Below are 26,509 nucleotides of genomic sequence, written 5' to 3'. Positions count from 1 at the left end.
CCGTTCGTCACGCAAAGCCTTATCCTTTCGTCGGTCGTTCTCCGATACTATGTGTCAACACTGCGCCCACGGGGACGACGGATGGGCGGACTTGATAAAATACGACGAGACGTACTCCGCCGGACTCGATGGCGATTCCGACAGCGACCGGGACGACGGGGATTCGGACCACGACGGCGATTCCGACTCCGACGGTGACACCGATTCGGACGCTCACCAGTCGGTTCGCACGACCAGCACGTAGGCGAACGCCGTCGGCGCGTATCCCGAGCGGGAGGCGTCCCGACCGAAGGTCGGCCACGTATCCCGCGGAATCGGTCGGTCGAGCGACTGCTCACTCGTGAATCGGGAGGGGCGAACGTACCACGCGCCGAGGGCCGCGAGTCCCCCCGCGCCGATCAGTTGGCGACGCGAGAAGTACGGTTCGTCGGAGGACATGTCCGCAATTCGTTTCAACTATTGTGAACTAGTTTCCATCAGTGACACAAAAACTGCTGGCTATGGCGGCCACCACATATGTCCCGTTGGCCCGTGACCTGTCGATATGACACGTATCGCGGTTACCGGTGCGTCCGGAAACGTGGGTCGTGAGGTCATCGAAGCGTTCGACGACACTCCACACGAACTCACCCTCATCACGCGCACGGAACAGGACGACATGGACAGCATCCCGGTCGACGTGACGAACCGAGACGCGTTCGTCGATGCGCTCTCGGACGAGGACGTTCTGATTCACCTCGCGGCGAATCCCTCGCCGTACGCCGAGTGGGACGATTTGACCCCGGTGAATATCCAAGGAACCTACAACGCGTACACGGCGGCCATCGAGAACGGACTCGACCGGGTGGTGTACGCGAGTTCGAATCACGCCATCAACGGCCGGGAGACCGTGGCCCCCGACGAACCGGAGACGATGTACGACGACGCGCCTGCACTCCAGCACGACGCGCCACCCCATCCCGATTCGTGGTACGGCGTGACGAAAGTGTCGAGCGAAGCCATCGGCAACCGGTTCGCCTACCAGCACGACATCGAGACGGTGAACCTCCGAATCGGGTGGCTGATGTCTCGCGACGAACTGCGCGACTCACAGGAAAACCCAGAGACCGACTATCCGGAGGCGAACGCCCGCTTCGCCCGTGCGATGTGGCTCAGCAAGCCCGACTGTCACAGGGCGCTGCGCGCCGCTACACTCTCGGAATTGAAGGAGAACCCGGTCGCGGTCCACGCGATTTCGCGCAACGACAACCGCTGTCTCTCGCTCACGCACACGCTCCGGTCCATCGACTACAAACCGCGGGACAACTCCGCGGAAGTGCTCGACGGGGAGTAAGGACTATTCCGTCTCGGCCGTTCGATGTTCGCCCGTCCGGTCGTCACCCGTCCGTGACCCCAGCGATGTCTCGTTCATTCCCATCGATTCGACCGAAAAGTCGTCCCGCTTGGCCTCCGCGATGTAGAGCGCGCTGTTGATGAGGCCGATATGACTGAACGCCTGCGGGTAGTTCCCGAGGAGTTCCTCCCGTTCGACGTCGACCTGTTCCGAGAGCAGTTCGACCGAACTCGTGGTTTCCAAGACGTTCTCGAATATTTCCTCGGCGCGCTCCACGTCCCCGGATTTGGCGAGCGCGGAGACGAGCCAGAACGAACAGAGGATGAACGCACCCTCCTTTCCGGGCATTTGGTCCCCTCCTTCCTGATACCGATACACGAACCCGTCCGGCGTCGTGAGGTGTTCCCTGACGGCCTCGATGGTTCCTTGGACCCGCTCGTCGTCTATCGGCAGGAATCCGGTCTGTGGGATCAGGAGTCCGGTCGCGTCGATTCGATCGCCATCGAACGTCTGCGTGAAGCTGTCGTACTCCTCGTCGAACCCCCGTTCGATGACCGCGTCCCGTACCTCCTCCCGCTGTTCCCGCCACCTATCGAGCGGTGCGTCGAGTCCTTCCCGCTCGGCCAGGTCGATGGCGCGGTCGAGCGCCGACCAGCACATCACCTTCGAGTAGACGTAGTGGGTCGGTTCCCGCCGCGGTTCCCAAATTCCCGAATCCGGATCGTTCCACGTCTCACAGACGAACTCGGTGATGTCCCTGACGGTGTTCCAATCCTCGTCGACGACCCCCTCGTTCGACCACGCCATCTGGTAAACCGTCTGAACGAGTTCGCCGTAGATGTCCAGTTGGAACTGGCTCGACGCGTCGTTCCCGACTCGGACCGGTTTGGAGCCGCGATAGCCCGAGAGATGGTCGAGCGTTTCCTCTTCGAAGTCAGAACGGTGATCCAGCCCGTACAGCGGTTGGAGGTCCTCTGGATCCGTCGAACGGCTCAGTTCCATGTAGTCGTTGAGATACTCGTCGGCCGCCGTCGTGTAGCCGAGATGCGTCAGCGCCTGCACGGTGAACGCACTGTCCCGAATCCAGCTGAACCGATAGTCCCAGTTTCGAACCCCGCCGATGTTCTCCGGGAGGGAGGTCGTCGGTGCCGCACAGATGCTCCCGGTGTCCATCCGCGTGAGCAGTTTGAGCACGAGACCGGATCGGATGACGTGGTCGTGGCCGATCTCCTCGAACGGGCAGTCCGACCCGCTACAGCTATGGCTCCAGTCGTGCCAGTAATCGACGGTCTCGTCGAGCAACTCGCGGCAGGAACTCCCTCCCATCGGTTCGTGGCTGTCGTACTGGAACACGTACCAGTGGCTCTCGTTCGCGTCGAGTGAGTACGTCGCGTGGGCCGTATCGTCCTCGATGACCATCGAAGTCGGCGTCGAGAGGAACGCGCTCTCGTCGTCCCCGTCTCCGGTCGCGCGAATCCCGCCGGACGTCGATTCCAGCGACGTCTCGGAACGGGCGTAATCGAATCGAGGCGCGAACGTCGCTTCCACGTCCACAGTCCCCTCGGTACAGGTCACCTTCCGATAGATAGCTTGGTCCGGATGCTCGTCGGCGACCGCTTCGCCGATGACCGGCATGAAATCGGTGACGGTCAACTCGCCGGACGCCGTCTCGAACGTCGTCTGGAGGACGTTCGTCCGGTCGAAATACTGTTGGTGGGCGTCGTACTCGGTGAGCGGCGCGATGGCGAACTCCCCGCCCCGTTCGGCGTCGAGTATCGATCCGAACACGCTCGGGGATTCCATATGTGGGAAACAACACCAATCGACCGCACCGGTCGTGTCCACGAGCGCGCAGGTCTCCAGGTTCCCGATGAGACCGTGTTCCGAAATCGGCGTGAATTCACTCATCCGTGTCCGTACCTCCCCGTTCGTCCATGATCCTCGCCGTTGGGCGAGAACCGACGGTTCCGTCGATAGTCGTTCTCATTCGATTTCCCCTCAGTCGGTCGAATCCGCGTGTCGTCACACCGTGTTCGATCACGGGTAAACCACGTCCAGTACGCCGTCCACGGACAGGTCGGCGAGCGTCGGCACCACGTGGTCCGGAATCGGTGATACGTCGTCGGACACCCAGACGGTGGTGAACCCGTTCCCCCTCGCGGGGACGATGTCGTCACCGAGTCGGTCCGCGACGTAGACGTACCCGTCCGCCACCCACTCACGTTTCGCCATCTCGAACATCTCGTCCTTCGGCTTCATCGTCTCGCGCTCCCCCGAGATGAGGACGTGCTCGAAGTAGTCGTCGATACCGTGGGTCGCTAGCTTCTCGCGCTGGATGTCACCCTCGCCATTCGTGATGATGCCGAGACGCGTCGATTCCGCGAACTCGTCGAGAACTCCCTCGGCACCGTCCACGAGTCGGGTGTTTTCCACCTTCAGTCGCTTGAGCGAGGCGGTGAACGCGTCGGTATCGACGTCGAGGTCGAGATGTTTCGTGAACGTCTTCACGGCTTCGCGGTAGCCGTCCTCGACGTTCCGACGGAAGTACTGCCGGACGAACTGGTCGAACGTCTCGACCTGCTCGTCGCGCAGGTCGATGCCGAACTCGGCGGCCGTCGGCACGACTTCGTCCTCCTCGCGCCGCCGTTCGAGCAGCGTTCCGTCGATGTCGAAGTAGACGGCCACGGTCGACTCCTCGGGGTTCACATGTCCGTCCATGCTTTCGCCGCCGCCGGCCACGAGTATGACTCACCGATCCATCGCGCCGAGATGACCTTCTTGAGGACGCGAGCGCCCGGCCCGCTGAACGTGTTGAGCGGAATACCGATGACGTCGTGTGCGACCGCCTCCTCCCCGACGGAGACGACGGTCCCCTTGTTGATGTACGACCAGTGGACGGGTTCGCGGCCGTCGATCATCCGAGCGACGTTTTTCCCGACGTGCTCACCCTCCTCCATCGCCGCCTCGGCCGTCGGCGGCGGAACGTCGTCCGTGTCGGGATGGACGATCGCCTCCCAGGCGTCCTGTTCGGAAAGCGGGCCCCCCTCCGCGTCCTGGTCCACGAGCGCCGCGTCGCCGATGGCCAGCACCCGGTCGTCGCTCGTCTTGAACGTCGAACTCGAATAGGCGCGGTTGTGGTCCTTCTCGATGTCGGCGTCGGACAGCGCGTCCTCGCCGGTCACACCGCCCGCCCAGACGAAGGCGTCGTACTGGAGTGGGTCGCCGTTCTCGAAGTAAATTTTCGCCTCGTCGACCTCCGAGACGACAGTGCCGGTCGAAATTTCGATGTCCTTCGCGTCCAGTTTGTTCCGAATCGCCCCCTGAAACTCGTGGTCGTGGCCGGGGAAAATCTCGTTTTCCATCTCGATGAGGTGGATTTCGACGGGAGCGTCGCGTTCGTCGCGATACGCGGCCACTTCGCCCGCGGTCTGGATACCGGTCAGTCCGGCCCCGCCGACGACGACCTGTGCTGGATCGTCGTCGGTCGCGTCCGAAACCGCCGCCGAGAGTTTCTGATTTATGGTCATCGCGTCACCCAGGCTCTTCAGCGTGAGCGCGTGTTCCTCCAATCCGTCGATGCCGTAGAACGCGGTCTGGCTGCCGAGACAGACCACGCAGTAGTCGTACTCGATGTCGTCGCTCTCGTCCAGATGGACAACGCGCTCGTCCACGTCGAGTCCGGTGACCCGCGCCTGCACGAACTCGGTGTCGTCGTCCTTGAGTTCCTCCACCGGAATGACGACCTTCTCCCGGACCGACGGGTCCCGGATACAGCGATGCACCTCGTGCAACAGGAGGTGATAGTCGGTTTCCGATACCCACGTGATGTCCGCTTCCCCTTCCAACTCCTCTTCGAGACTCTGTAGGGCCGCGACCCCGGCGTATCCCGAACCGAGGACGGCGATTTTCCGTGACATGAATGTACCTCGTAAATCGTCGTTCGTCGTCGGTTTCGTTCCGATCCTTCCGACCGTGATTACCGCTACCGCTTGAAGTCTGCTACCATCGGTACGATGTTAAGCGACGTGCCTGCAAACGCCAGTATCGATCGAAAAGGGGTTTGAGAGATCGGGTTTCGTTGTGTGGACTTCGAACCGCTGTAATCTCAGTTATCGAGGAGTAGAGATCGATATCCTCACGCTCGGAGAGAATTTTGACCGGTCTCGCGTCTCCTGTCCGGACCACACGGCGCGCGCTGGTGGCCGGTGACGGGTTCATCGACGTCTGTACTTGTCGTCACGGAAAACCTCGCACCCTCTCGCCACGAGTATGGTGGAACTTTCGAGAAGTACTCCTCAGTCACGTTCGGATTGCAAAACTCGAACGCGAGATATCCGTCTTGAAACGGTCCGTCCAGGACGATGATATCTAAATCGCCGTCCAACCGCCGTCGATGTACAACAGTTCGCCGGTGATGTAGTCCGCGTCGTCGCTGGCCAGGAACAGCGCGGGACCGGCGATGTCCTCGGGGTAGCCCGCCCGCCCCAACGGAACCGGCTTGATGAAGCCGCCTTCACCGGCGGCGTCCTCGGCTTCGTCGCTCCACCCTTCGGTGAACTCGGTGGCGATTTGGCCGGGGGCGACGGCGTTGACGCGGATGTCGTGTTCGGCGAGTTCGAGGGCGGTACCGCGCGTTATCATCTTGATGGCTCCCTTCGTGGAGTCGTACTGGACCTGATCGTGTTGAGCGACCTCGGAGCTGATGGAGGCGGTGTTGACGATACTTCCCGCCTCGTCGCGGTCGATCATGTCCTTGGCGGCGGCCTGAACGCCGAAGAAGTAGCCCCGGATGTTGGTGTGATGGAGCTTGTCGAAGTCCTCCTGGTCCACGTCGAGGAAATCCTCGCTGTGCTGCATCGCGGCGTTGTTGACCATGACGTCCACGCCGCCGTAGTCGCGGGCGGCCTCGACCACGGCCTCGATCTCGCCGGGCTTGGACACGTCGGTCTCCACGAACTCGGCGTTTCCTTTGTGCTCGTCCCGAATCTTCTCGTGGGTGGGCTTGCCGTCCGATTTCGGCTCCTCGCGCACGTCGGCGTTGATGACGGTCGCCCCCGCTTCGCCGAACCGGAGGGCAATCGCGCGGCCGATACCCGAACTCGCACCCGTGACGATGACCGTCTCACCGTCGTAATCGAAGTGAAGGCTTCCCATTGCCCGCGAAAGTACGGACAAAACCGGGTTAAGTGTACTCGCCGCATTTGCAAGCAGGAACGGCATGACAATCCGGAAGTCCGTCCACGGCACGCACATATTCGAAAATGGCTATCATAGATTTATATAAGGAAAATATAAAATTATACCCTCCGAAGCAATCATTCGCCGGACGTGAAGCCAAGCACGCGGTTCACACGGCGGGGTGTACTGAAAGCGGGCGCGGGGTCGAGCCTCCTCTTCGGAGCGCTCGGCGCGAGGAAAAGTATCGTGACGGCCGACGAAAAGGGCGACTCGGATACCGATACGTCGGGAGACGGGACGCCAGGCGAGGGCGAGGGATTCGTTCCGCACGCTCCCGGATGGACGCTCACGCCTGCAGGGAAGCAAACGGAGGTCGGCGACCGGCCGATGGGTATGGCGCTCAGTCCGAACGGGAAGTATCTCGCCGTCTCGAACGACGGGCAGGGCGTCCAGTCGATGATGCTGGTAGACGTAGCGTCAAACGAAGTCGTCGATACCATCACGTACGAGTCACCCGAAGCACTGTTCGTCGGCGTCGAGTTCGCGTCGAACCGGACGCTGTACGCCTCGGCGGGGACGAACAACAAGATTCGCGTTTACTCCGTCGCGGACGGTACGCTGACCGAACGGGATCCGATTCGTATCGCCCCCGAGGACGAACAGATATTCCCGGCAGGGCTGACGGTTTCGCCCGACGGGGCACGACTGTACGTCGCCACGAACCTGAACAACGCCGTCGCCGTCGTGGACCTGTGTCGCGAGGAGGTCATCGAGTCCATCTCCGTGGGCAACAAACCGTATACGGTCGAACTCTCCCGAAACGGGAAGAAAGCGTACGTCTCGAACTGGGGTGCGGACACGCTTTCGGTTATCGACACCGACGACCTCGAAGTCACGGAGACGATTCAGGTCGGCGGACGGCCAAACGACGTTCTCCGCAGTCCCACTCGCTCGCACGTCTACACCTCGTCCGGCAACGCCGACACCGTCTCCGTCATCGACACGAGGTCGGACGAAGTCGTCGAAACCATCGACCTCGAACCGTACGAGGATGCACCGACCGGCAGCATGCCGAACGCGCTCGCTACCGATCCAAACGGCGAGACGCTGTACGTCGCCAATGCCGGAAACAACGACGTCGCCGTCGTTGACCTCGGAGCTGACGGTTGTGGAGACGACACGACAGCGGAAATCGCGGGATTGATTCCGACGGCGTGGTTCCCGTCGGCCCTTACCGTGACGAACGACGGCCGTGATTTGTTCGTGGCGAACATGAAGGGTCTCGGAGCCGGACCGAACCCCAACGGGCCGAATCCGGCGAAGGATAAACAGGACGTCCAGTATATCGGGAACATGATCTCCGGGACGCTCTCGAAGGTTCCCCTGCCCGACGCTGAACGGCTCGGGACGTACACGGAACAGGTGGTCGACAACAACGGGTTTAACGAGATGACGAGCGAACTCGTCCATTCCGCGGAGGACGTCACCTCCCGACCGATTCCTCGCCGCGTCGGTGACCCGTCGCCCATCAACCACGTCATCTACATTATCAAGGAGAACCGGACGTACGACCAAGTGCTCGGCGACATCGAGGAGGGCAACGGTGACCCGTCGCTCACGTTGTTCGGTCCCGAATCGGCCCCGAATCAGCACGCGCTGGCGAAGGAGTTCGCGCTGCTCGACAACTTCTACGTCGATGCCGAAGTGAGTGCGGACGGCCACAACTGGTCGGTCGGAGCCATCGCGAACGATTACACGCAGAAGACGTGGCCGAGCAACTACGGTGGTCGCGGACGGAACTACGACTTCGAGAACGGCGGCGCGACCCGACCGCAGGGCGGTTACCTCTGGAACATGGCCGCCGCGTCCGACGTCAGCTACCGAAGTTACGGCGAGTTCGCGAACAACGAGTACAACGACGACGGAAGTTTCGACCACGCGGAACCGAGCGTCTCCGGACTCGAAGACCACGTGGACCCCGACTTCCCCAGCTTTGACCTCGACATCAAAGATATCAGACGATACGGAGCGTGGCTCAAGGAGTTCCGCGCGTACGAGGACGACTCGAACGACCTCGAACTGCCGGAGCTCACGATCCTCAGGTTCCCGAGCGATCACACGGCGGGAACGACGCCCGGAATGCCGACCCCGCAGGCCATGATGGCCGACAACGACCTCGCGGTTGGGAAACTGGTCGAGACGGTCACGAACTCCTCGTACTGGGAGGACACGGCCATCTTCATCACCGAGGACGACGCCCAGAACGGTCCCGATCACGTCGATGCCCACCGCAGCATGACGCTGGTCGCCAGCCCGTACACTCGTCAGGGTGTCGTCGATAGCACGTTCTACAGTACCGTCTCCATCCTCAGAACCATCGAACTCATCCTCGGCATGCCACCGCTGACGCAGTTCGACGCCCGCGCGACGCCGATGATAAACACGTTCATCGGCGACGACGAGGAACCCGACTTGGACTACAGCTACGAGGCACGGGTTCCCGAGCAGTCGCTCGACGAGAAGAACACCGAGAACTCGCCGGGAGCACAGGCCTCGAAGAATCTCGACCTCGGCACGGAGGACGAGGCGAACATGCAGGAGTTCAACCGGATCATCTGGCACGCCGTCAAGGGTGCCGACGTCCCGATGCCGAAGCCGAAAACCGAACTTCGGTCGAACGCATCGCCACAGTCCGCGTCGGCGGACGAGGAGGATGGAGAGGATACGGAAACGGATTCGAAGGCGAACGATACCGAATCCGATTCAGAGTAACCCGGTCGACCGCCGTTCCGAATCTCCCTTCGCTCCTTCGATTACCCCTCTCGTTTTTTTCTTCCGGAGATCACTTTTCGCCCGTCAGTGTTCCCGAATCGCCTTCGCCGGAACGACGCCAGGCCGGTCGATGACGAGTCGGTCGCCGATTCGGACGTCCTCGAAGACGTACGGGTACTCGTAGGAGGCGAGCGATTCCCGGAGCGCCTTCGGGTCGGCCTCGACCCCTTTCCAGACGTCGAAGTGAACCGGGGCGAACCGGTCGAGTTCGAGGTCGGCGACGGCCTCGGAGACCTGTTCGCCGTCGTTGTACCAGTCGGTTGGGTACGTCTCGCCGTCCTCGGTGTGATAGATGTTGCCGACGGTTCCGTGGGCGAGCACGCCGAGGTCGATGTCGAACTCGTCGGCGATGTCGGAGAACGCGTCCGCGGGGCGCGAGTCGCCCGGCGCGAAGAACGTCCCCGACTCGTGTTCGACGACGTAGCTCACCGGGCCGCCCGAATCGGGGTCGTTCGCGGCGCGGACGTGAACGTCGATGTCGCCGACGGAGATATCGTCTCCTGCCGACACGACGGTGCGCCGGTCGTCGGGTGCTCGTAGGTCGCCGTCGTAGGCGGGGTTCTCGAACGCCTCGTCCGGCGCGTAGAGGTGTGCCCCGAGGTCTTCCACGAGCGGGCCGTACGATGGTGGATGCATGTGGTCGATGTGCTCGTGGGTGACGAATACCGCATCACACATCGTCGCGGCCGTCGGGTCCACGGGTATCGGGATCATCCGCACCGTCCGCGGCGGCGACCCGTCGCCGAAGTACGGGTCGAGATAGATGGTGGTTTCGGGTGTTCGAACGATGTACCCGTTACAGCCGAGATACCAGATCGACATCCCGTCCACGTCAACCGACTCGACTTCGTCACGAACGAACCAATCGCCCCACGTCGAATGCACCATGACGGCGTGAAATAATCCGTGAAACCGCTTAACGGTGGTTGCCGTTTCGCCTCGCGCGGCGATGGGCACTAACTCCGATTACGACCTCGACACCGTTTTCGGTTCCGACAGCGCTTCGAGCGACAGTTCGCCGTCCGGAACGCGGTACTGTGCCAGCGTTCGTTTCTCGGCGTCGGCCGAATTCTCGTCCGCATCGACCCCGTAAACGGTGAACTCACAGTCCGTCTCGGTGAACTCGACCACGGAGTAGCCGTGTTCGTACCAGTTGATGTATTCGAGGTGTTCGTTCTCCGCTTTCGCGATTGCGGCCAACGCCTCCCTGTCCCAGTCTCCCGGGAAGTCCACGACGTCGGCGGCACACACGCTCGTGATCGACGGCGTCATGAATTCGATGCCGACGGTATCCCGGTTCCACGAGACTTCGCCGTACCCCGCGTGCTGGTAGCCAGCCATCGAGCAGTGGAGGTCCCCCGTGAGGGTGATGAAGTTCCGGAGGGAGGCGTCATCGACGGCGTTCATCAGTTCCGCACGCTCGGCCTGGAACCCGTCCCAGGAGTCCTCCAGGAATTCGACCTGATACCAGTCCTCTCCCGCCGTCAGCGGCATCGTTAGCACTTCGTTTGCCCACGTCGTCCACCGGGCGCTCGATTCGGAGAGCGAGTCGACGAACCACGATTTCTGCTCGGAACCCAACATCGTCCGGTCCGGGTCGTCCTCGTTGGTACAGGTGAGCGTTCGGTCTTCACACGGTGGGCCGTCGCGGAAGAGACGCTCGTCGGTGACGACGAGGTCCACGAGGTCACCGAACTCGAACCGCCGCCACAGGCGAAGTTGTTCGTGAAGGTCCTCCTCCGACGGGTCGTACTCGACCCGCATCGGCATGTGTTCTATCCACGCTTGGATTCCGTTCGCCGTGATTTCCATCGCGACCGACGGCTTCGACCCGTCGTCCTTGTTCGGGAGGACCGGAGCATCCGTCGCGTAGTCCCAGTACCGGTTGTTTCCGATCTCGTGGTCGTCCCACCCCGCGATGAGCGTGTGGCGTTCCAGGGCCTCCTGCAGTAGCGGGTCGGATTTGTATTTCTTGTAGAGAAAGCGGAAGTCGTCGAGGGATTCAGCGAGCGATGCCCCGCTCGGGAGGTCGAAATCCCGGCCGGGTTTGATTTCGCCCGTGGGCGAGACGTACGCGCCGTCCGACGACTCGTAGATGAAGTCGCCGAGGTGGACGACGTAGTCGATGGATTCGTTCGCGATGTGGTGGAACGCGCCGTAATAGCCGTTCTGATAGTCCTGACAGGTCACGACCCCGAACGAGAGGTCATCGACGTGCTGGTCGGCGCTCGGCATCGTCCGGAGTCGTCCCGTTCGACTCGCCGTCCCGTCGTAGATGAACCTGTAGTAGTAGAAGCGGTCGGCGTCGAGTTCGCCGTCGAGGTCCACTTTGACGGTGTAATCATGCGTTGCCGACACCGTCGACGCATCGACCACCCCTTCGAAAGCGGGGTCGTCGAACGTCTCGTCGTTTGCGACCTGAACCCCGACAGGTTGCCCCTCTCGATACGCCGCCTCGGCGATTCGGGTCCAGACGATGGCACCCGAATCGGTCGGTCCGCCGCTCATGACCGACTGCGGAAACGTCGCGTCCGCATCCGCCGCCGCGTCGTAGGAAAAGGCGTGCGCTGAACCGTCTCGAACCGGGGTCGTCGGCTGTGCGATCGCTCGCTTGGCGAGGAGCGTCGAAAGCCCACCGGCCGCGGTCGTTCCGGCGACGCTCCGGAAGAATCCACGACGGTTGATTTCTTTACGATAGGCGTTATTCTTGGAAACCATATCCGGGAATTATCGGGGAGAAATATATATCTAATGGACATAGTATATATTGTATCCCGGGGAGAAACATTCCACACTATAGGAGAAATATGATACTAGCGACGATCTGGATTTTTCTAGCGATCGACGATTCGTGTGGGCTGGCGATAGCGGCGTTCGGACGGTTCCCCGAAACGACCGCTCTTACGGTCGAGGGGCCGATTTCTGGAGCGCCGTCTCGGAGATGTTGCCGCCGTAGTCGGCACACCTCGAAAGCGAATCGATGCTGAGTCGTAGCTGATGGGCCTGATGCGGTTCGAGGTCACGAAGGAGGTCGTCGATACTGCGACCGGATTCGGTTATCCCGAAGACCGATTCCCGTGCTTCGTTGGCGAGTCGGGTGGCTCGCTTCCGGTCGTCCGTGAGAAACGCCTCCATCGCGGTGGTGACGATGGCGGCGGCTTCGGCGTGCAGTTCGGTAACTGCCTCGACCACGCGTTCGGGTATCGCATCGAGTTCGATGGCGACCCGACAAATCTTCGCCGCGTGGTCGGCGATACGTTCGAGTTGACGACCGCACGTGTAGAAATCGAAGCACGTCTCGCGGGGGAATCCGAGTTCTTCCGCCACCGCTGGCGTCCGTAACGTCCTTCGAAACGTCCGGGAGACGACGAACCACAGTCGGTCCATGTCGTCGTCACGTTCGATGACGTTCCGAGCGGCGTCCTCGTCGGTCTCGGCGAGGGCGGAGACGGCGTCTTCCAGCATGGCCATCGCGATGACCTTCATCTGTGAAATCGCATCGTGAATGGACATCTGTGAGGCGTTGAGCAGGTCCTGCACGACGATTTTCTTGTCCGCTTCCTCGACTATCTCCAGCCCGACGAGGTTCTGTGTGGTCGTGCGGATGGCACGCCGTTTGCCGGGTGTGATGTGATGGGTCTCGATCGTGATCGTGTTGAAACCGTTCACGTACATCGCGATGATGGCGCGCATCAGTTCATCGTCGCTCCGCGTGGCGATATCGAGCCGTCCTTCGATGCCTTTCCTGCCACGACGTGGCGTCAGAACCAGCCCGTACTCGTGGGAGAAAAACGAGATCGAACTCCCGACCGCGACGTCGTTTTCGTTCGCCCAGTCCTTCGGCAGGGAAACCGTGAACGTGGATCCTCCGGTGACCTGAACTTTCCGTGTCTCCATATCGTGCCCTTCTCGACGACCACAATAAATTTTACCACTAGTACATAGATTGGGAGAAATATATTGTCAAATATGGTCCTATGTGGGAAGATATATTCATCGAAATCGATCCCACAGCGGTCGACATGCGTTATTCCTTCCGGGGCCACTCAACGGTGAACTCCGACCGTTCGATCAGTCGGCGTTGGTCGGGCTGACGGTATCGTCGTTTCGGCTCGTCGTTACGTACACCGCCGGTTTGCGGAGGACGTACTCGTCGATGAACGCGACGATGTACACGACGGAGTTCAGGATGAGATACACGCCGAGGGTGAACGCGGCGGCGTACTCCCACCGGGAGTGTGGCAACCCCTCGTATCTGTCCCGAAGCAAGACGGCGAGGACGGTGAGTATCGGAAAGGCACCGAGCACCGTCCAGATGACCTGACTGTACGGGACGTACGACGTAACCGGGAGGAACAGTTGGATGAACGGGAGGGGAAGCCCCACGACGAGAAACGGAAGGATGAGCGTGTTCGAAAAGGTGTAGATGCCGTCGAGGCGCTTTCGCCACGAGAGTTGTGGCGAGGTGACGACCGAGGCGAGATAGCGACTGCTCACTTGTAACCATCCGCGCGCCCATCGTTTTCGCTGACTCCACCACGACGCCACCGTCGCGGGGTGTTCCTCGAACGTGATGATGGACGGATCGACGACTATCTCCTTCCCGGCGAGGTGGATCCGCGTGGACATGTCGATGTCCTCCACCAGCACGGATTCGTCGAACATACCCAGTCGCTCGAACACGTCCCGGCGGAAGAACGCCTGTCCCCCGCCGAAGATGCTGAACCCGTTCCAGAGCGAGCGCGCGACGAGGTCGGCCCGCTCCGTGACGTGGCGTTCGACGGTCGCGTGAAGCGAGATGAGCGAATCACTCGGATTCCGGCCGTAGCATCGTCCTTTCACGCACCAGATATCGTCGTCGGCTTCGAACCACCCGACGGCTCGCCGGAGCGCCGCCGGATCGAACTGATGGTCGGCGTCGATGCTGGCGATTATCTCGCCGGTCGCGTAGGTGAGCGCGTAGTTCGTCGCCTTCGCCTTTCCGCCGCCCGGTTCGTCGCGTTCGACCGCGACGATTCGCCCGTCGTCCGCGGCCGCCCGCCGTGCGATAGCGGCGGTTTCGTCGGTCGAATCGGCTTCGTAACAGACGATCACTTCGAGCTTGTGCTCGGGATAATCGACCGCTCGACACGCGTCGATGGTTCCCTCCAGGACGCTCGCTTCGTTGTACGCCGGGATGACGACGCTCACCGTGGGAAGTTCGTCATCGTCCGATGGGAACGACGGAGTGGCGTGTGATGCCTGTATCGAGACGAGCGCCGAGACGAACAGCCGACCGACCTGTGCGACCACGACGAGGAGGACGGCCGTCTTGAGGACGCGGAGATAGGGAACGGAAAAGTAGATCGGGGCCAGCACTCCGACGACGAAAATCGACGTGATGAGGCAGTAGAGTAGAACGGCCCTCCGCGACGAGGACTGTTCTTGAACTGTTGTCACTTCCATTGGTATACGTCCCTTGACCGGCTCTCAAAGGTTTTTTGCTCCGATTCTAATGAGGAATATTGTTGGCACGGGATAGCTGTGTACTACTCCATGGAGGGCCATAAGTCGGATGGCTGACCGACCGATACTCGCCTTTTCGATCCGCTGAGCGGCAATTCGACACGTCCGGTCGTGGCGTCGTGAAATGCCGGGGTGTAATGGCGAGGAGTATGTGACGTACGTCCAGGTATTGAGGACTCATAGCAAGGTTCATGGCGAAATAACCACCTGAATCGGGTAGACAAGAGTGATGTTGTCCGATTCTGCCGCACGATATTCCCTCGATTTCCGCGTTGCTGTCCGTCCCTACGCTGTCTCCTCCGTCACCATCGAGACGCTACTCATCCAATGAAACCCCTTCCATCCACCGACGCCGAATCGGAATCACGCGTCAAAGCCGCCCTCAGTGACCGGACCGCCCGATACCTTCCGACGGTCGTCGCGATACTCCTCGGCGAAGCCGTGTTCGCGACGGGACTGTGGCTTCAGACGACCACGTTGGATGCACTCCTCGCTAGCGGTGTCGGCGTCTGGTTCGCGCTTCTGAGTTACCGTCTCTTCGAGAAACGCGAGACGTAACCCCGTTCGCTGAAATTCCGTCGCGTCGGTATTCGCTGCGTCGTTAGCCGTCACGTCCGCTGTGTCGTCGGACATTCCGTTCTGCCGTGTCGTCAGCCATCACGTTCCGTTGCGTCGTCACCGGCGCGTCGTCACTCGTAGGTTCGTCCGCCCGTCCTGTTCTCCTCGATGTAGTCCCAGTCGTACTCGACGCCCAATCCCGGCCCGTCGGGGACCGGCACGGTTCCCTCGTCGTCGATGGCGTCGAGGTCGTCCACGTAATCGCCCTCGTACACCGGCGGCGTCGTGTTCGAACACTCCGGGTGAACCAGCGCCATCTCGTAGTAGTTGGAGTTCCGAATTCCGGCCATGCAGTGGCGTTGGGCGGGACCCGGCGAGTGGATTTCCACGTCGATTCCGAACCCTTCGGCCATGCGCGCGATTTTCATCGCGCCGGTGATTCCCCCGTCGTAGGCGGGGTCGGCCCGGAGGAAATCCGTCGCCTCGTTCCGCAGGAAGTCGGTGTGCTGTTCCAACCCGCGGATGTGCTCGGTCTGCAACAGCGGCGTGTCCAACTGCTGGCGCAGTTTTTTGTACGCGTACTGGGAGATGCCGCCGTCGCGGTACGGGTCCTCGTACCAGAAGAACTCCTCCTCGTCGCACGCGCGCCCGACCTTCAGCGCGTCGCCGAACGTCTCGTACTCGCAGGCCGGGTCTATCATCAGGTCCATCTCGTCGCCGACGCGTTCGCCCACCGCGTGGACGGTCTCGATTTCGCGGTCGATGTCGCGCCGTTCGTCGGTCCCGCCCCAGCCGTGGATTTTGAAGCCGGGGAATCCAATTTTGAGGCATTCCTCCGCGAAGTCGGCGTACGCGTGTGGCGAGTCCAACCCGCCGTTGTCGTCGGCGTGGTACGTCGAGGCGTAGGCCGGGAGTCGCGTTCGGTAGGTGCCCAGCAGTTCGTGAATCGGCGCGTCGTAGTGTTTCCCGGCGAGGTCCCACAGCGCGATATCGACCGGTCCGATGCCCATCCGGTCGTACTTCCGGAGCGCGCGTTTCATCTCCGACCACAACCGCTCGCGGCGTAGTGGATTCCGTCCGATGAGGTTGTCCGCGAGCGTATTGATTTGCGCGAACGCGGGCGAGTTCCCGCCGACGAACTCCCCGGTGACGCCCTCGTCCGTCTCGATCCTGAGCCCGAACAACTTGCGCTCCGTCGTCGACCCCGGTTCGTACACGAGGTTGTACCCGGCGTCCGTCCCCACGTCCTCGATGGGGTACGAGAACTCCGTGGACTCGATTCTCGAAATCTGCATACGACTATCGACGGTTTCCCGCCTGGTAAAATTTGTAGCCGAACTTCGGCGGCGAAGAGAGGTATTTGATTCTGGTTCAACAGTAGGTGTTACGAGGAAATTGTGGTGATACCTCGACAGTTCGCTACGACATGATGTATTTGATAGGTTTGCGATTTCAGTAATCGAGGTAGTATTCTCAGTAGTTGCAATCGCAAAACTCCCAAACACGCCTGCTCGCCGTCGTACGAAGTGAAAAACGGTTCTTCTTCTGCTAGTCGTCTTAGTAGTTGTCGTAGACGGTTTTGATGATGGTGAAGTAGTCCATGCCTTCCTCACCCTGCTCTCGGTACGTCTCGCTGGAGGAGGCGTTCATGCCGCCGAACGGGACGTGCAGTTCGAGGCCGGTGGTGGCCTCGTTGACTTTCACGATGCCGAAGTCCACGTCCTGGATGAACCGGTTCGCCTCCGAGTGGTCCTGCGTGACGATACCTGCGGCGAGGCCGAACTCCACGTCGTTGACGAGTTCGACGGCCTCGTCGAAGTCGCTGTAGGAGGTGACGCCGACGAAGGGGCCGAACACCTCTTCCTGCATGATCTGCATGTCGTTTTCCACGTCGGTGAAGACCGTCGGCGTGACGAAGTAGCCGTTCTCGTGCTCACCGTTCTCCAGGCGTTCGCCGCCGTATTCGAGCGTCGCGCCCTCTTCTTTCCCGGTTTCGACGTACTCCAGCGTGGATTCGAGTTCGCTCTCCGAGACGTGCGGTCCCATGCCGGGGTCGTCCAGTCCGGGGCCGATGTCGAGGTCCTCGGCGTACTCGACCAACTGGTCCACGAAGTCGTCGTACAGCGAGTCGTGAACGATGACTCGCTCGGTCGCGGTACACGCCTGTCCGGTGACGCCGAACGCGCCGGAACCGACGACGTTCACCGCCTCTTCGAGGTCGGCGCTGGGGCCGATGACGGTCGGGTTCTTGCTCCCCAACTCCGTCTGGATGCGCTTGTGCTGGTCGGTGGCCTGCTCGTACACCATCTCGCCGACCGCTCGGCTTCCCGTAAAGGAGACGGTATCGACCTCCTCGTGGTCGATGATGGCGCTCCCGACGTCCTCGCCGCTCCCGACGACGAAGTTGAACACTCCGTCCGGGGCACCGACCTCGTCGGCCGCTTCGTCGATGCACTCGACTACCTTCGCAAAGACGGTCGGCGCGTCCATCGCGGGTTTGAGGACGACGGTGTTGCCGGTCGCCAGCGCGGGCGCGCTCTTCCACGACGGAATCGCGATGGGGTAGTTCCACGGGGTGATGAGTCCGGCCACGCCCATCGGCTCACGGACCGTGTACAGGTTCTGGCCCTGCGAACTGGGCTGTTTTCGCTCCCCGGCGTAGTCCATCGCTCGCTCGGCGTAGTAGTAGAAGATGTTGATGGCGCGGTTGACCTCGCCGTTGGCTTCGCTTCGGGTCTTTCCTTCCTCCTGAACCAGCGTCTCGGTCAGTTCCTCCTCGCGGTCGTCCATGCGCTTCGCGGTCGCACGCAGCAGTTTGCCGCGGGTCGCGCCGGGCGTGTCCGCCCACTCCTCCTGTGTGGCGGCGGCCGCCTCGACCGCTCCGCGTGCGTCCTCCGCGGTCGATTGCTGGAACTCCGCGACGACCTCGTCGGTATTCGCGGGGTTGTGAACTTCGAACGTTTCGCCCGATTCCGATTCTCTCCACTCTCCGTCTACGTAATTGCTGTACGTTTCGGGCATCGGAGAAAGTACGTGCGTGGGGTACTCCGTTCTTGTGGCCAAACCGTCGCTCGGTCGTGCGGTCGAATCCCTCACCACAATACTCTTGTGGCCTTTTTCTCCCCGATTTCGCCGTCGGAGCTATGTGGTTCAAGGGCGAATATTTTCCCATGCGATACCATCGCATTCCTTCGGACGACGGTCCCCGACTGCTCGCACGAGAGGAACGGAAGGTGTACGACCTCACGACCGCCTCGGGTATCGCCTCCGTTCGCGAGTTGGCGCTCGCCGCGACCGCGACTCAGGGGGGACTCGACGACGTGGCGCGGATTCATCTGGACGACGCGCCCCTGCTCGACGCGAACCGACTGCCCTCGGATGCACCGCGTCCGACCGTCCCCGACGAGGTGTGGGCGGCCGGTGTCACCTACGAGACCAGCAACGACGCGCGCGAGGAGGAGAGCGGCCGGGGGTCGATGTATCAGGACGTGTTCGAGAACGAGCGCCCCGAACTGTTCTTCAAAGCCACGCCGAGTCGGACGGTCGGCCCCGGCGACGCCATCGGCATCCGCGCCGACTCCGAGTGGGACGTGCCGGAACCCGAACTGGCCGTGGTCGTCGCGCGCGGCGATATCGTCGGGTACACCGTCGGCAACGACATGAGCAGTCGGTCGCTGGAGGGTGAAAATCCGCTGTACCTCCCGCAGGCCAAAGTCTTCGAAAAGTGTTGTGCCATCGGTCCGTGTATCGCCTCGCCGGAGACGGTCGGCGACCCGCGCGAACTGGAACTGTCGATGCGCATCCGGCGCGACGACGAGACCGTCTTCGACGGTTCGACTTCGACGTCGAAGATGGCCCGTTCGTGCGAGGAACTCGTCTCCTATCTCGACGCACACGACACGATGCCCGACATCGCGGTGTTGTTGACGGGCACGTCGCTCGTCCCGCCGGACGACTTCACGCTCGCGGAGGGTGACAGCATCGAAATCGACATCGAGAACATCGGAACGCTCCGGAATCACGTGGAAACGGTGTGACCCCGGGAAGCGGTGCGATTTCGGGAACGCGTCGAATCGAGAGCGATACTTGATTTTCGCCCCCTCTCGGACGACTTCACGCGATTCTACGGAGATCACAAACGATTGCAGGAATCCACAGCAGGCCGGTCGTTCGACCGGTCTGCTGGGGGGCGGTAAGACTGAAACCCGTGTCGTCGCCCGAAACGAATCCTCCGCGAGAAGAGCGAAACCGCGTCGTCGGGATGCGGTTCAGAACCGGACCGTCTTCACGTCGTCGTCGGTGCCGTAGACGACTTCATCGACCATGTTCACGAACAGGCCGTGTTCCTGTGCGCCGGGGATTCGGGCCAACTCCGTCGCCCGCTTCTCCGGATTTTCGATGTCGCCGAAATCACAGTCCACGATGAGGTTGCCGTTCGCGGTGAACAGCGGGCCGTCCTTCTTTTCCGCGTACCGCACCGACGGGTCGCCGCCCTGCTCCCGAATCCACTCCTTGACGACCTCCCGCGATTCGGGCAGGATCGAGAGCGGGACGGGATACGACAACGGCGTCGATCGTTTCTGGTCGTCCGTGGCGATGACGAGTTTCTCCGCCATCGAGTCGATGAGTTTCTCCCGTGCGTGGGAGGCACCGCCGCCCTTGACGACGTGCGGGTTCTCGGGGTCCCACTGGTCCGCGCCGTCGATGGCGACGTCGAGTTCCGTCACCTCGTCCACGTTTATCAGCGGAATCCCGACTTCCTTCGCCAGTTCGTGGGACTGGAGCGACGTCGCCACTCCGCGAACGTTCGTGAGCGCCCCCTCGTCTATCTTCCAGCCGATTTTGGCGATGGCCCACGCGGTGGTACTTCCCGTACCGAGGCCGACGTCCATCCCGTCCTCGACCACTTCGGCGGCCTCCATCCCGCCGCGGCGGCGCTTGTCCATCAACACGTCCTCGGCCGAACTCTTGATCCGGCGCGGCGACGGAATGACGCGGATGTTGTCGCGGATTTCCCCCTCGTCCAAGTCGAAATCGCGGTCCGCGAGTTCGTCCTTCGCCTCCTCGACGGTCTCCTCCTCGGTTTCCGCCCAGACGCTGACGTCGTGGCCTCCTTGCCGGTAGCTGAACTGTTTTGCCATGGTTTAATCGTCTAGGTCCATGCGGTCTTTCGGTCGGACTGCTTCCTTTCGCTCTTTGTCCTTCTCCAGGTGCGAGCGGGACACGTTGTCCACGCGTCCGGTGACACGCTCCTTGAGGATGTCGTCGTCCTCGCCGAACGGATGGGTCCCGAAACCGTGACGCATCGCCGCGATGGCCTGGTAGGCGTGCTCCTGATTGCCACGCGACTTGAACAGCTCGGTGACCGACTGGCTGATGACCGGGATCGGCGTTTCGCCCTTGAACGCCTCCTGTACCAGCCAGTTCACCTCGCCGGTGTCCTCGATGTAGTTCGGCACGTCCTCGTAGTTGTCCTCCCCGATCTGGTCGCGCATGAGTTCGACCAGCCAGCTTCGAATAACCGACCCGTTGGACCAGTTGTTGAACACGTCCTCCAGATCGACGTCGAAATCACCGGCTTCGAGCAGTTCGACTCCCTCGGCGATGGACTGGAGCATCCCGAACTCGACGCCGTTGTGGACGAGCTTTACGAAGTGACCGCTTCCCGGCGGGCCGACGTGCAGCAGTCCGCCATCGACGGACAGTTCGTCGAGGATAGGTTCGGCGATTTCGAACCCTTCCTCCCGGCCACCGACCATGAAACAGGCCCCGTCGCGCGCACCCGGCGGGCCACCGCTGGTACCGGTGTCGAGGTAGTAGATGCCGTCCTCCCACACGCGCTCCTCCCGGCGCATCGAATCCCGCCAGAAGGAGTTGCCGCCGTCCATCACCACGTCGCCTTCGTCGAGGTGTTTCACGAGTTCGTCCAGTTGCTCGTCTATCAGTTCCCCGGCCGGGAGCGACAGGTAGATGACCCGTGGTGCATCGAGGCGGTTCGCCAGCTCCTCGTACTCCCCACTGTCGAGTACCGTCACGCCCTTCTCTTTCAGTTCCGGGCGGTCGGCCGTATCACAGCCGACGACGTCGATGTCCTTTTCGGTCGCTTGCTTCGCCAAGTTCCCACCGATCGAACCGAGTCCAATTATTCCGAGTTCCATGTGTACAATCTCTCGCACGTCGTTCGTTTCCCGGCGAGATACCCGCGTGGAAACGGCTTTCCGCCGGTGACTATCCTATCTCGCTTCGGTAAAACGACAACACAGCGAAGGACTAAATCGTTCCGGCCCTATCGGCCGAAAATTCCCTCGTACGCACCGCTGTCGCCGTGCTGGCCGTCGTTCGCCCGGAGTGTGTTCGCCGGTTCCGTTATCGCCTCCTCACGGAAATCCCGTCGATGCTCGGCAGCGATATCGAATCGACGTAGTGGGACAGGGGCTCGTCGGCCCGTTCGATCGAGGATAGCTCGCGAACCAACGGGAGAACCGAGACGCCGGCACCGATGGCCGCTCCGGCGACCTTTCCCTTCGTCCCGAACCGCTTGCCAGCCTCGTACCCTGTCCTCACGTGTCCGATGCCGTCCAGATACTGCCCGACATCGATGCCTTCGTTCGGGTTCGCGGCTTCCGGATCGAAGGTGTCCCTGGTGCTGTTGTACGCACCATACACCGTTCCCGCCCCCGCTCCGAGAACCGCACCGTACGGACCGGCGGCATACCCCTGTCGAGCGCCGTTAAAGGCGCTCTTGGCCGCATACCGGTGATCCACATCGTCGAGAAATTGTCGGATTTCGACCGTGAGCGCCGTCGTCGCCTGGTCGGTCGTCGCGGAGACGACCGATGGCTCCGGTATGGCTTCGACGCCCTCGCTCCCGTCCACGCGGCCGTGGACGGACTCGACGGTCTCCCGCACCGTTCGTAACGCTTCGCCGCCCGCTTCCGATCCCGTGTCGGCCGTTTTGCGCGCGACTGTTTCTCCGACACCACGCGCTCTTCGTGCCGCCGTCATCGTCCGCGCTTTGGCGTCGTTGGCGACCTCGTTGGCGTGGTCTCGGAGTCCCATGTCTAACCCTACATCGCTAGCGGGTGTGTCTCTTATCGTTGCTATCGAAAGCACCGTAATTACCCCCGTCCGTCGGTTCCCGTTTCCCGTCCGATTCGCTCGTTGGCTCGGGTGGGCCGTCAGAAATTACCCGCTGGATATCGGTATCCAACCCGTCCGACGTGTGAGCAGGGACCGGATTCATCGAGATCGAACCCGCTCCCTACGTCTTCCCGTCGCACACGACGAACTCGAAACGCCCGGAAAACGACCGCGATTCCACCCATCACATGCCAGAAAATCACGTCCCCGACGAAACGGAAGTCGTCGTCATCGGCGCAGGACCAGGCGGCTACGTCGCCGCCATCCGCGCCGGACAACTCGATTTCGACGTAACGCTCATCGAAAAGGACGCCTATGGCGGCACATGCCTGAATTACGGCTGTATCCCGTCCAAGGCACTCATCGCGGCGACCGACGCGGCCCACGAGGCGGCGACCGGCGAGAACCGCGGCATTCACGCCGACCCCGACATCGAATTCGCCCAAACGGTGGACTGGAAGGACGGCGTCGTGGACCGCCTCACCGGCGGCGTCGAACAGCTCTGTGAGGCGGCGGGTGCGACGCTCGTCGAGGGTCTCGCCGAGTTCGCCGACGGTTCGACGGTCACGGTTCGGACCGACGATGGCGAGCACGAGTTGACGTTCGAGCACGCCGTCGTGGCGACCGGTAGCCGCCCCGTCGAACTCCCCGGATTCGCGTTCGAGGACGACCCGATTCTCGACTCGCGGCAGGCCCTCGCGCTCGAAGACGCGCCCGATTCGCTGCTGGTTGTCGGTGCAGGCTACATCGGCATGGAACTCGCTGGCGCGTACGCGAAGGCCGGAACCGACGTGACAGTCGTCGAGATGCTGGACGAAATCCTCCCCGGATACGGCGACCGACCGAGCAAACTCGTCCGCGAGCGCGCCGAAGACCTCGGCGTCGAATTTCACTTCGGCGAGGGTGCCGAGGAGTGGACCGACGACGGCGGCGGAATCACCGTCGTCACGGAGGACGAGGACGGGAACCGAACCGAGTACGAGGCCGAAAAAGCGCTCGTCGCCGTCGGCCGCGAACCCGTCACCGACACGGTGAACCTCGACGCCATCGACCTCGAACCGACCGACGACGGGTTCATCGAAACCGACGACCGTGGCCGCACCGACCGCGAGAACGTCTTCGCCATCGGCGACGTGGCGGGCGAACCGATGCTCGCCCACAAAGGGATGCGCGAAGGCGAAGTCGTTGCGGAAGTCATTGCCGGGGAACCGGCCGCGCTCGACCATCAGGCCGTCCCCGCCGTCGTGTTCACCGACCCCGAAATCGCCACGGTCGGGATGACCGAGGACGAGGCGGTCGATGCCGGATACGACGTAACGACCGGGGGGATGCCCCTGCAGGCCAACGGCCGCGCGATGACGCTGGACGACGACGATGGATTCGTCCGCGTCGTGGCCGACGCCGAGGATGGCTATCTGCTCGGCGCGCAACTCGTCGCTCCCGAAGCGTCCGAGCTAGTTGCCGAGTTCGGCCTCGCGCTGGAACTCGGTGCGACCGTGGACGACGTCGCCGCGACGATTCACACCCATCCGACGCTCTCGGAGGCCGCGAAGGAAGCCGCCGCGAACGCCCGCGATCACGCGATTCACACGCGAAACAGCGACCGATGACGGAGAATACAGGACCATGATCGACCCGACACCCTCACCGAACTCGACACGCCTAACGGCGAACGCACCGAGTCGCATCGTTCCGGAAGTACCAGCACGTTCCCCAGCGGTGTCCGACCATGTCTGAGGAGACGTGGGACGAGGCGGCCCGGTCCCGCGACTTCCATCAACTGTTGGACGACGACGGCGGCGTCCTCGACGGTGCCGACGTACCGGACCTCGGAGACGACGAACTCCTCGGTCTGTACCGGACGATGGTGGGAACCAGAACGCTCGAAGACACGATGTTGAACCTCCAACGGAGCGGTGAGGCGAGCCTCGTCGCGCGTGAGCGCGGCGAGGAAGCCACGCCGCTCGGTGCCGCCGCCGCCCTCTCTGAGGACGACTGGATCTTCTACACCTACCGTCAGAACGCCGCGCTCCTGCACTGGGACGTACCGATGGCCAAGATCGTCGCCGGGACGACCGGACAGGAACCCGAAACCATCGCGGAGGGACTCGACGACTGGGAGTCACCCGTCAACTTCTCGCCGGACTACACGCCGGTCGGCGTGAACGTGACGAACGCGGCCGGGTCGGCCATGACCGACCGCTTCCGCGACCGCGACACCGTCTCGATGGCGTTCATCGGCGACGGCTCGACCAGCGAAGGGTCGTTCCACGACGGGCTGAACTTCGCGGGCGTCTTCGACGCACCGCTCGTCGTCGTCGTCCAGAACAATGGGTGGGCGATTTCGGAACCGTCCGAGCGCCAGACCGGGGCGGAAACGTTCGCACAGAAGGCAGAAGCGTACGGTATTCCGCACGAACGCGTGGACGGAAACGACGTGCTCGCCGTGTATGACGCCGCGAGCAGAGCCGTCGAGCGCGCCCGAGACGGCGGCGGGCCGACGCTCATCGAGTGTGTTACCTACCGGATGGGGAACCACAACACGTCGGACAACGCCGACCTCTATCGGGACGACGAACTGAAATCGGAATGGGCCGACCGCGACCCGATCGAGCGGCTTTCGACGTATCTCGGCCACCGAAACCTCCTCGACGACGACCGGCGCGAGGAGATTCGGGACGAAATCGACGCGGCGGTGAACGACGCCGTGGAGGAAGCGCGAAGCGTTTCGAAAACCGACCCGATGCGGATGTTCGACCACCACCTGCACGGCACCTCGTGGCGCGAAGCCCACCAGCGGGCGGAGTTCCAGCGCGAACGGAACGGGGAAAACCCGTTCACCGATTTCTCCGGCGACGCGTTCGACACCGAGCAGTGGGACGATTACGGTCCCGATTTGGGCGTCGATTTCGAACCGCTGAATTCGGACGACGACGGCGTTGAAACGGAAGATATGAACATCGTGACGGCGGTGAACCGAGCACTCCATCAGGAGATGGAACGGGACGACGACACTCGCGTCCTCGGCTACGATATCGGGATGCTCGGCGGCGTTTTCCGCGCAACCGAGGGACTGCTCGACGAGTTCGGGCCGGACCGCGTGATAGACACGCCGTTGTCGGAAAACGGCATCGTCGGCACCGCGGTTGGGATGGCGATGCGGGACGACCGCCCGGTCCCCGAAATCGAGTTCATGGGCTTCTTCTACCCCGCGTTCGGCCAGTTCATGTACGCCGTCGCCAAGATGTACGAGCGCACCGGCGGCGATATCGAACTCCCGATGACGATCCGCATGCCGTACGGCGGCGGCATCAAGGCGCTCGAATACCATCAGGAATCGACCGAGACGTTCGAGATTCACGCGCCGGGCGTCCGCGTGATCTGTCCGAGCACTCCGTACCAGGCCAAGGGTCTGCTGGCGTCGAGCATTCGCTGTGACGATCCGGTGGTCTTCATGGAGCCGAAACGGATCTATCGCGGGTTCGACGACCCCGTCCCGACCGACGAGTACACGCTCCCGCTTGACGAGGCCCGGATCGTCGAGGAGGGATCGGACGTGACGGTGCTGACGTGGGGCGCGATGGTCCGCCACGCCGAGAGCGCCGCGGAGGAGGTGGACGCCGACGTGGAGGTCATCGACCTCGTGACGCTCTCGCCGCTCGACGTTGAGACGATTCTGGAGTCGGTGAAGAAGACCGGCCGGTGCGTCGTGCTCCACGAAGCGCGCCGGACGCTCGGTCTCGGGGCCGAACTCTCGGCGCTCGTCAACGAGTACGCCCTCGATAGGCTGAAAGCCCCCGTCAAGCGCGCGACGGGGTACGACGTGCACTTCCCGGATAACGACATCGAGGACGACTATCTCCCCGACGCGGAGCGGGCGAAACACGCGATCGAGGCGGTGATGAGTTATGAATTCTGATCTATCGACGACAACGAACCGACAGCACAGTCCGAAACAGTCCC

Annotated in this window: 20 protein-coding genes and 1 pseudogene; 7 read left to right on the top strand and 14 right to left on the bottom strand. The window is 62.3% G+C overall.

Annotated elements, in window-relative coordinates; all coding sequences use genetic code 11:
- The first annotated feature begins 49 nt into the window (after nucleotides 1-49).
- Nucleotides 50-244, top strand: coding sequence for a hypothetical protein (locus NKF26_RS19895; protein ID WP_253227822.1), 195 nt, complete (start codon nucleotides 50-52; stop codon nucleotides 242-244).
- On the opposite strand, the gene NKF26_RS19890 is transcribed toward NKF26_RS19895, so the two are convergent.
- Entirely contained in the window at nucleotides 214-438 is a 225-nt protein-coding gene (locus tag NKF26_RS19890; protein ID WP_253227821.1) for a hypothetical protein, read from the bottom strand. The two genes, NKF26_RS19895 and NKF26_RS19890, sit on opposite strands and share 31 nt — an antisense overlap.
- Nucleotides 439-544: 106 nt before the next feature.
- On the opposite strand from NKF26_RS19890, the gene NKF26_RS19885 reads away from it, so the two are divergent.
- Entirely contained in the window at nucleotides 545-1,333 is a 789-nt protein-coding gene (locus NKF26_RS19885) for an NAD(P)-dependent oxidoreductase (RefSeq protein WP_253227820.1), read from the top strand.
- A gap of 3 nt (nucleotides 1,334-1,336) precedes the next feature.
- Here the strand turns inward: NKF26_RS19885 and NKF26_RS19880 are convergent, their stop codons facing one another.
- The 4 genes from NKF26_RS19880 to NKF26_RS19865 form a co-directional block, all read right to left on the bottom strand.
- Entirely contained in the window at nucleotides 1,337-3,241 is a 1,905-nt protein-coding gene (locus tag NKF26_RS19880; protein WP_253227819.1) for a glycoside hydrolase family 15 protein, read from the bottom strand.
- Nucleotides 3,242-3,370: 129 nt separating this feature from the next.
- Entirely contained in the window at nucleotides 3,371-4,051 is a 681-nt protein-coding gene (locus NKF26_RS19875; RefSeq protein WP_253227818.1) for an HAD family hydrolase, read from the bottom strand.
- Nucleotides 4,036-5,250, bottom strand: coding sequence for an NAD(P)/FAD-dependent oxidoreductase (locus NKF26_RS19870; RefSeq protein WP_253227817.1), 1,215 nt, complete (start codon nucleotides 5,248-5,250; stop codon nucleotides 4,036-4,038). The genes NKF26_RS19875 and NKF26_RS19870 overlap by 16 nt, the downstream gene beginning before the upstream one ends.
- Before the next feature lie 451 nt (nucleotides 5,251-5,701).
- Nucleotides 5,702-6,487, bottom strand: a complete 786-nt coding sequence (locus tag NKF26_RS19865) for an SDR family NAD(P)-dependent oxidoreductase (RefSeq protein ID WP_253227816.1) — start codon at nucleotides 6,485-6,487, stop codon at nucleotides 5,702-5,704.
- Between the two features lie 174 nt (nucleotides 6,488-6,661).
- On the opposite strand from NKF26_RS19865, the gene NKF26_RS19860 reads away from it, so the two are divergent.
- A complete protein-coding gene (locus tag NKF26_RS19860) occupies nucleotides 6,662-9,283 on the top strand; it encodes a glutaminyl-peptide cyclotransferase (protein ID WP_253227815.1) in 2,622 nt (873 codons plus the stop codon).
- 84 nt (nucleotides 9,284-9,367) lie between these two features.
- On the opposite strand, the gene NKF26_RS19855 is transcribed toward NKF26_RS19860, so the two are convergent.
- The 4 genes from NKF26_RS19855 to NKF26_RS19840 form a co-directional block, all read right to left on the bottom strand.
- Complete coding sequence (locus NKF26_RS19855) at nucleotides 9,368-10,231, bottom strand: MBL fold metallo-hydrolase (RefSeq protein WP_253227814.1); 864 nt, start codon at nucleotides 10,229-10,231, stop codon at nucleotides 9,368-9,370.
- Between the two features lie 78 nt (nucleotides 10,232-10,309).
- Nucleotides 10,310-12,061, bottom strand: coding sequence for an alkaline phosphatase (locus NKF26_RS19850; RefSeq protein WP_253234793.1), 1,752 nt, complete (start codon nucleotides 12,059-12,061; stop codon nucleotides 10,310-10,312).
- Nucleotides 12,062-12,244: 183 nt separating this feature from the next.
- The gene (locus NKF26_RS19845; RefSeq protein ID WP_253227812.1) at nucleotides 12,245-13,240 is read right to left on the bottom strand and encodes a phosphate uptake regulator PhoU; all 996 of its coding nucleotides are present in this window, start codon (nucleotides 13,238-13,240) and stop codon (nucleotides 12,245-12,247) included.
- A gap of 174 nt (nucleotides 13,241-13,414) precedes the next feature.
- Entirely contained in the window at nucleotides 13,415-14,788 is a 1,374-nt protein-coding gene (locus NKF26_RS19840; protein WP_253234792.1) for a glycosyltransferase family 2 protein, read from the bottom strand.
- Between the two features lie 387 nt (nucleotides 14,789-15,175).
- On the opposite strand from NKF26_RS19840, the gene NKF26_RS19835 reads away from it, so the two are divergent.
- Entirely contained in the window at nucleotides 15,176-15,406 is a 231-nt protein-coding gene (locus NKF26_RS19835) for a hypothetical protein (RefSeq protein WP_253234791.1), read from the top strand.
- A 131-nt stretch (nucleotides 15,407-15,537) separates the two neighbouring features.
- Here the strand turns inward: NKF26_RS19835 and NKF26_RS19830 are convergent, their stop codons facing one another.
- Together NKF26_RS19830 and NKF26_RS19825 are read right to left on the bottom strand one after the other, a co-directional pair.
- The gene (locus NKF26_RS19830) at nucleotides 15,538-16,701 is read right to left on the bottom strand and encodes an enolase C-terminal domain-like protein (protein ID WP_253227809.1); all 1,164 of its coding nucleotides are present in this window, start codon (nucleotides 16,699-16,701) and stop codon (nucleotides 15,538-15,540) included.
- Between the two features lie 262 nt (nucleotides 16,702-16,963).
- Nucleotides 16,964-18,427: an aldehyde dehydrogenase family protein gene (locus NKF26_RS19825; protein WP_253234790.1), complete on the bottom strand. Its 1,464-nt coding sequence runs from the start codon at nucleotides 18,425-18,427 to the stop codon at nucleotides 16,964-16,966.
- Nucleotides 18,428-18,576: 149 nt separating this feature from the next.
- Between NKF26_RS19825 and NKF26_RS19820 the strand changes: the two genes are divergently transcribed.
- On the top strand, nucleotides 18,577-19,443 hold the full coding sequence (locus NKF26_RS19820) for a fumarylacetoacetate hydrolase family protein (protein ID WP_253227807.1): 867 nt from the start codon (nucleotides 18,577-18,579) through the stop codon (nucleotides 19,441-19,443).
- 231 nt (nucleotides 19,444-19,674) lie between these two features.
- Here NKF26_RS19820 and rpiA read toward each other — a convergent pair whose 3' ends face one another.
- From rpiA to NKF26_RS19805, 3 genes and pseudogenes are all read right to left on the bottom strand, one after another.
- Entirely contained in the window at nucleotides 19,675-20,547 is an 873-nt protein-coding gene (gene rpiA, locus NKF26_RS19815; protein WP_253234789.1) for a ribose 5-phosphate isomerase A, read from the bottom strand.
- Between the two features lie 3 nt (nucleotides 20,548-20,550).
- Nucleotides 20,551-21,600: pseudogene (locus tag NKF26_RS19810) on the bottom strand (NADP-dependent phosphogluconate dehydrogenase); the annotation flags it as partial.
- A 172-nt stretch (nucleotides 21,601-21,772) separates the two neighbouring features.
- The gene (locus tag NKF26_RS19805) at nucleotides 21,773-22,465 is read right to left on the bottom strand and encodes a hypothetical protein (RefSeq protein WP_253234788.1); all 693 of its coding nucleotides are present in this window, start codon (nucleotides 22,463-22,465) and stop codon (nucleotides 21,773-21,775) included.
- Between the two features lie 269 nt (nucleotides 22,466-22,734).
- Between NKF26_RS19805 and lpdA the strand changes: the two genes are divergently transcribed.
- Together lpdA and NKF26_RS24490 are read left to right on the top strand one after the other, a co-directional pair.
- Nucleotides 22,735-24,156: a dihydrolipoyl dehydrogenase gene (gene lpdA / locus NKF26_RS19800; protein WP_253234787.1), complete on the top strand. Its 1,422-nt coding sequence runs from the start codon at nucleotides 22,735-22,737 to the stop codon at nucleotides 24,154-24,156.
- 119 nt (nucleotides 24,157-24,275) lie between these two features.
- Entirely contained in the window at nucleotides 24,276-26,465 is a 2,190-nt protein-coding gene (locus NKF26_RS24490; protein WP_369682174.1) for a thiamine pyrophosphate-dependent enzyme, read from the top strand.
- The last annotated feature ends 44 nt before the right edge of the window (nucleotides 26,466-26,509 follow it).

It is taken from the genome of Haladaptatus sp. AB618 (genome assembly GCF_024136965.1).
GTDB lineage: Archaea > Halobacteriota > Halobacteria > Halobacteriales > Haladaptataceae > Haladaptatus.
This window is presented reverse-complemented; position numbering and strand designations above follow the sequence as displayed.